The following is a 5679-nucleotide window of genomic DNA, read 5'->3' as shown; positions in this document are numbered from 1 at the left end:
GTGGTATCCGTTACCTGTTTTGCGGATGCAGACCGGTTTAGCATAGAGATCACGGACCAGGGCATTGGTATTTCCACCGCCGATCTGCCGCTGATCTTCCAGGAATACCGGCAGCTGTCGAACGGGTTCAAAACCCAGCTGGGCGGCATTGGGCTGGGGCTTTCAATTATAAAGAGCTTAACGGAAGCCATGGACGGTGTAATTACCGTAAAGAGCGAGATTGGTGTGGGGAGTACTTTTACAGTGAGTTTTCCACTAAGGAGTGAGCCGGCCTGAATCTATTGGGAGTTAACCCCAGGGGATGCTGGCTGCTTAGAGTAATCCGCGCTGGCTTGCGGTGCTGATAAGCTCCGCCACATTCTTCACACCAAATTTTTGCAGGATGTTCTTGCGGTGGTTTTCCACGGTAAACTTGCTTAGAAAGAGTGTTTCTGCAATTTTCCGGGTGGTGATCCCGGTGGCTATAAGCTTTAAGATCTCCTGTTCCCGGGCCGTCAGCATTACCGGTTCAGCCACCTGAGCTGCCGGCCGGGTAATGATCTTCTCAATGCTTTCACTGAAAACGATCTGACCGTTTAATGCTGCATGGATACAAGCGGTAAGCTCTTCGATCGTTGCATTTTTAAGCAGGTAGCCACTGGCGCCATTCTCCAGCATTTTCATGACAGCGCTCCGTTGCTCATGATTGCTCAGGGCCAGCACAATGGTATCAGGTGATATTGTTTTGATCTGTTTGCACAGATCCATCCCGCTGATGTCCGGCAGGATAATATCCAGCAAGATCACATCAACCTGGTTATCGTTAAAGAACTGCATCAGTTCCCGGCCGGTGGTGAATGCGCCTTTTATTTCAAACATATCCTGTTTGGAGAGCACCTTCACCAATCCTTCCAGTACAACAGGATGATCATCCAGTATGGCCAATTTGTATTTCGTTTGTGACATATACCTCAATATTTATGGAAGTTCCTTGTCCGTTCGGCCCGGCGAGTATATCTATATTACCATTCAGGTAGGCAACCCGGTCGCGGATGTTACTAATACCCATGCCTTGCTTTTGGTGGCCTGCAATCATATCAAAACCCACCCCGTTATCTTCCACCGTAATAAAAAAACGCCGACCGCGCTGGTTGCACTGCAGCAGCACTCTTGTTGCCGACGCATGTTTGACCGCATTGGTAAGCAGTTCCTGGATGATACGGTAGATCATGACCTGCTCCTGTTGCGGCAGGCTTGGGCTTATATCATAACACTGGAAGCGGATGGCCGTTGTTTCCGGCATGAATGAATCGCAGAGGTCTCGCAATGCTGCCTCCAGGCCCAGGCGCAGCAACATCTCCGGCATCATGTTATGGGCAATTCTTCTCAGCTCACTTATCGACTTATTGAGCTGGCCAACGGCGGTATTCAGCGTTGGCCGGTTTCCATTAAGATCACCTGACGCAGCTTCAGAAAGATTCATTTGAACAGAGGCCAGCAGGCCGCCAAGGCCATCGTGCAGGTCCCGCGCTACGCGCCCGCGTTCTTCTTCCTGACCCTGCAGCATTGCATGCGAGATCTTAATCTGTTCCTGTTGTATCGCCGCTTTTTTCCTGCTTTTATAAAAAAGATACCAGAGCAGCAGCACCATTAATAACAATGCGCTGATCAGCCCCAGCGACCAGCTCAGGAGCCGGGTACGTTTTAATGCAAAACCTGTTTTTTCGTTTGCTGCGTTCAATTCAGCAATTTTCTTCTGGTGTTCTGCATTCCTGAATTTTATCTCCAGCGCATTGATCCTGGTTTCCAGGTTGCTTTTGGCCAGGCTGTCGCTTAACTGGCTGTAGCGTTGCAGCCATTTATATGCTTCCGGAATATTTTTAAGATCCTCATAGGTTGCTACCAGCCCGTAAAAAAGCTGCAGCCGGTTGGAGGCATTGTCTATAAACGGTTTCCGCCAGGTAAGGTCAAGGGCTACATCGCGCGCCCGGGTAAGGTTCCTGCTGTTATAGAGCGCATAGAACTTTTGCAGCAGCAGCCGTTGCTCCGGGTAGGGCTGTTGCAATTGTTGTGCTAAGGCAATGCCCTTATCCACCGTCTCCAGGGATTGTTCATAGTTTTCGGCAATGGTAAGCCGCATGCTTTCTGCCGCGTAATAATCCAGCCAGGCCTCTGCTTTGGGATATGGCGTTAATAAAAGCTGCATGCTGTCGAGGTACAGGGCCGCCTGGGCGGGTTTGCCGGAGAGGGAGCAGTTCTCCGACAAAGTGTGATAGGTGGCGGCCAGATAGGTGGTATTGCCCGGTATGTTACGCAATGTTTCAATGGCGCGGTGCAGGTAAGTTTCCGCTTTTGAAAATTCCCGCAGGTTTTTAAACCCAAAGGAGATATCCAGGTAATTTTTTCCCAGGTACAATTGATCGCCGGACTGCAGCACCAGCGGTATGGCCTGGTTAAGCAGCAGGTTGATATAAGTTTCGGGATCGTCTTTGTAGATGTGAAACACCTTTGCATAATCGTGCCAGCATACCGAGCGGAAAAACGCGGCTTCCCGGCTGTGAAATCCTTTTAGTTTCTTTTCGGCCTGCAGGAACATGCCGGCCGCTGAATCGGGTGCTGTATCCACAATTAGCTTAGCGCGGTAAAGCAGTGAAACGGCTTTCCAGAAAGGGTAGGCCCCACCAAATCTCTCGCCCGCGATGACATACTTTTTTGCCAGCCCTGTGTCTTTATCCATCCATTGATCGGCCAAAAGAAAACCTGCCCTGGCTTTCAGGCTGTCGCTGACGGAGCTATCCAGCACCCTGGCAAGACTGTCTTTATTAAACCGCCCCGGCACGTTCTGACCCTGGCAGTAACAGGCTAACAAAATTCCGGTAAGCAGCAAAGCAAAAAAAGTTTTCATAGCGTATCCAAATTCTGATCAATGAAGATAGCGGTCAACAAGCTAACCGGGAATAGCTGAAAACAGCTATACGAAAATGACTGGTTAGCGGCATTGCCTGGCGCAGGTGACCAAAGTAATTTCGTGTCGTTTATATAACCCAGACATTTTTGAATTTAAACTTCGTGTATGCTTAAAAAACTATTTATCGTTAGCACCCTGATCACCACTATTCTGACTGTATCCTGTTCCAAGGATGATGACAACCCAGGCCCATCCAGCACCCACAAGGTGGTATTTAAAGCGGAAACTAACCCCGGCGGCAGCATTGCAACTGCCTCATATGGGGTGGATGGCGATGCACGCGTTGCCGACAACCTTACAGGCAAAACCTGGAGCAGTCCTGAACTTACGGCGCCAGCCGGCGCTTACAATGCCAATATCGTGGTTAACGCGACAGGGGCTAATAATGCTACTGTACTAAAAGTTCAGATCTATGTGGACGGTGATCTTAAAAAAGAGATGTCCTCTAATCCGGGTAATGTGCTGTCAGTTACTGCCAACTATAAGTTTTAATCCGGCAAAAGATACTGATAATCTGAAATTTATACAACTTGTTGTTGCGGTGTTTGGGGACTTAATCTTACTTATGGAGAATTTGAAAATATCATGTATGCTTAGAAAATTGTCTTTTGTTCTTGCATTCGTTTTAATATCGTCCTATGGGTTTTCTCAATTTAAAGTTGGGAAAACCCAGGCAGAAGTGAAAGAAGATATAAGAAAGAAAAACCCCAGGTTAATAGGATCGAAAAACTCCGGGTTAGTTCAGGATTTTGGCCTGTATTACGTTGAGGCGGATGATGCTGAATATCTTGGTTGCTCGATCAGTAATAACACTGCAGCGGGTGCCAATAAACAAATTACTTTACTGTTTAATTCTTTACAGGAAGAGGCGGATTTTTATAATTATGTATTGGGGCTGTATGATAATTTTAAGGATAATGAGGTAACGTTACATGAGATGAAAATTGTGCCCCGCAAAAAGGATCTGTTTGGGATAAACAATATGATATTTGATATCTATGTTGTGGCTTTTTCCGGTGGCCCTACGAATAAATATACTTCGTTTATGATCGGTAAAAAAGGCTGGATTAAACTGTTTGAGCATTCGAAAATTCATGGGTTGGAGAAATAGGATCGGGGGAATGGTTGGGGAGTGGTTTATGGAGCGGTGTCGAATGAGGATGGAGAGGATTGAAGCTGGAAGTGGTTGAATTTGTGGGAGTTAGTTATTTAACATAATGTAAATTATAGGGTAAAAGTATGGTTGCGGAAAGAGCGGTATTCACTTAGCAGCATCATCAGGCATATCCTCGTTTTAACAGGTAGCTGGCGCCGGCTTCAAACGCTTTATCTGATGGTACAAAAAATCCGAAGGCATCTGCCAGCCGGTTGGTAACATTAAACGCAAAGCAAATAGCTAAGGCATCCTCAATCTGTTGGGAAGATACACCGGCATCTAAGACAGCACGCACATCAGCCGCATTGATAGAATTTTCCCGCGTCAGTTTGCCTAACATGGTCAAGGTCGCCTTCAAAGGTGCATCTATCGCGGCGGTATTTAAATCAGCCAGGACTTGATCCACAATAGTTGCATTGTCATATGCTTTCGTGGAAACGGCGCTGTGCGCCTTAACGCAAAAAGTACATGCATTCATGCCGGATATGTAGGCTGCCATAAGCTCCCTTTCGCCCACTGACCAGGCGGACGGGCCACGCAGGGCTCTGTGTGTAAAGTTTTTAGCCGGATTACCGTAAAAACCGGGACGGTAAAATACTATTTTGGCAGCATCCGGCAAGGGGTAACCGGAGAACAATTTAATGATGCCGAAAAGCAATTTTGTACCCAGCTTATAACCATTGTTTAATATGTTAAGACGCATACGAACCTCCTTCTTTTTTTGCTTCAGCTAATGCGGCCAATCCGGCTTCGTACTGCCGGGAGGCCTGGCCCACCGCGGCGCAAATGATCAGCTCAAACAGTTGATCTTCACTGAACCCGGCCTGCCTGGCCGCATCGATATCTTTATCAACTATTTTGAAAGCCTGATGTGCTACTTTTTCGATAAGCGAGTGTAATGACGGTTGGGCATTCTCATTGGCGAATGCTGCCTGCCGGTCCTGTTGTGTGCTGTAACCTTCTCCTTTCAGGATATGATCGGTCAATGCCTGATACAAATGTTTGTAATCAGTGTCTATTGTTTTCATGATGTCTTTTTAGCTCAATAGAAATCCGGTACAAAAATGCAAAGCTATCTTCTGAAAAAATTGTAAAAATCGGAAGTGCTAATCGCGGGCGGTGTTCGCTTTTCTGAAGCTGCAAAACGTGAAATTCTGCACGGTATCAAAAGGCGTGACATGATCTTCCGTTATGCATTTTATTTTCTGAAAATCCTTTGCCAGGGTTTGCTGTAGCTGTGCTTCAGAATATTGCTTAATAGGAAGCCCGCTGCATTTGTCGGGGCCATTATCTGAAAAAGTGCCAACGACAAGGTATTCCCTGACGCTTTTACCTGCCAGTTCCAGGTAAGATGATATCTGCGCTGGTGTAGTAAGAAAATGAAAGGTAGCACGGTCATGCCAAAGGTCGTACGTTTCTTCAGGCTTAAAATCAACGATGTCAGAAACGATCCAATTTACTTTCGATGCATCTTTACCCAAACGGCTCTTAGCGCGTTCTAAGGCCTTTTCCGATATATCCAGTACTGTAAGCTGCTCATAACCTTCACTGATTAGAAAATCGATAAGCTTACTGT

Annotated in this window: 8 protein-coding genes; 3 read left to right on the top strand and 5 right to left on the bottom strand. The window is 46.8% G+C overall.

Annotated features, from left to right (window positions below; translation table 11 throughout):
• Positions 1 to 276 (top strand): sensor histidine kinase (locus tag VIM87_RS02585; protein WP_331995457.1); only part of this gene is annotated, 276 nt, incomplete at its 5' end.
• A gap of 36 nt (positions 277 to 312) precedes the next feature.
• Here VIM87_RS02585 and VIM87_RS02580 read toward each other — a convergent pair.
• On the bottom strand, positions 313 to 945 hold the full coding sequence (locus tag VIM87_RS02580) for a response regulator transcription factor (protein WP_331995456.1): 633 nt from the start codon (positions 943 to 945) through the stop codon (positions 313 to 315).
• Positions 908 to 2884 (bottom strand): sensor histidine kinase, encoded by a 1977-nt coding sequence (locus VIM87_RS02575; RefSeq protein ID WP_331995455.1) that lies wholly within the window; start codon positions 2882 to 2884, stop codon positions 908 to 910. The genes VIM87_RS02580 and VIM87_RS02575 overlap by 38 nt, the downstream gene beginning before the upstream one ends.
• A 168-nt stretch (positions 2885 to 3052) precedes the next feature.
• Here VIM87_RS02575 and VIM87_RS02570 point away from each other — a divergent pair, with 168 nt between their 5' ends.
• Together VIM87_RS02570 and VIM87_RS02565 are read left to right on the top strand one after the other, a co-directional pair.
• Positions 3053 to 3439, top strand: coding sequence for a hypothetical protein (locus VIM87_RS02570; RefSeq protein WP_331995454.1), 387 nt, complete (start codon positions 3053 to 3055; stop codon positions 3437 to 3439).
• 97 nt (positions 3440 to 3536) lie between these two features.
• Positions 3537 to 4058, top strand: coding sequence for a hypothetical protein (locus tag VIM87_RS02565; RefSeq protein WP_331995453.1), 522 nt, complete (start codon positions 3537 to 3539; stop codon positions 4056 to 4058).
• 166 nt (positions 4059 to 4224) lie between these two features.
• Here VIM87_RS02565 and VIM87_RS02560 read toward each other — a convergent pair whose 3' ends face one another.
• The 3 genes from VIM87_RS02560 to VIM87_RS02550 form a co-directional block, all read right to left on the bottom strand.
• Positions 4225 to 4761, bottom strand: coding sequence for a hypothetical protein (locus VIM87_RS02560; RefSeq protein WP_331995452.1), 537 nt, complete (start codon positions 4759 to 4761; stop codon positions 4225 to 4227).
• A 34-nt stretch (positions 4762 to 4795) separates the two neighbouring features.
• Complete coding sequence (locus VIM87_RS02555) at positions 4796 to 5131, bottom strand: hypothetical protein (protein ID WP_331995451.1); 336 nt, start codon at positions 5129 to 5131, stop codon at positions 4796 to 4798.
• Between the two features lie 78 nt (positions 5132 to 5209).
• Positions 5210 to 5679, bottom strand: a 470-nt coding sequence (locus VIM87_RS02550; RefSeq protein WP_331995450.1) for a class I SAM-dependent methyltransferase, incomplete at its 5' end; no start/stop codon positions are given.

Origin of the sequence: Chitinophaga sp., assembly GCF_036569125.1 — a bacterium.
Classification (GTDB): Bacteria; Bacteroidota; Bacteroidia; order Chitinophagales; family Chitinophagaceae; genus Chitinophaga.
Note: the sequence above shows the minus strand (reverse complement) of the source record. Positions and strands in the feature narration are given on the sequence as shown.

Bases quoted from the DNA above. Each gene is read 5' to 3' on its own strand.
- VIM87_RS02570 (WP_331995454.1), top strand. From the start codon at position 3,053: ATGCTTAAAAAACTATTTATCGTTAGCACCCTGATCACCACTATTCTG.
- VIM87_RS02580 (WP_331995456.1), bottom strand. From the start codon at position 945: ATGTCACAAACGAAATACAAATTGGCCATACTGGATGATCATCCTGTT.
- VIM87_RS02575 (WP_331995455.1), bottom strand. From the start codon at position 2,884: ATGAAAACTTTTTTTGCTTTGCTGCTTACCGGAATTTTGTTAGCCTGT.
- VIM87_RS02555 (WP_331995451.1), bottom strand. From the start codon at position 5,131: ATGAAAACAATAGACACTGATTACAAACATTTGTATCAGGCATTGACC.
- VIM87_RS02565 (WP_331995453.1), top strand. From the start codon at position 3,537: ATGCTTAGAAAATTGTCTTTTGTTCTTGCATTCGTTTTAATATCGTCC.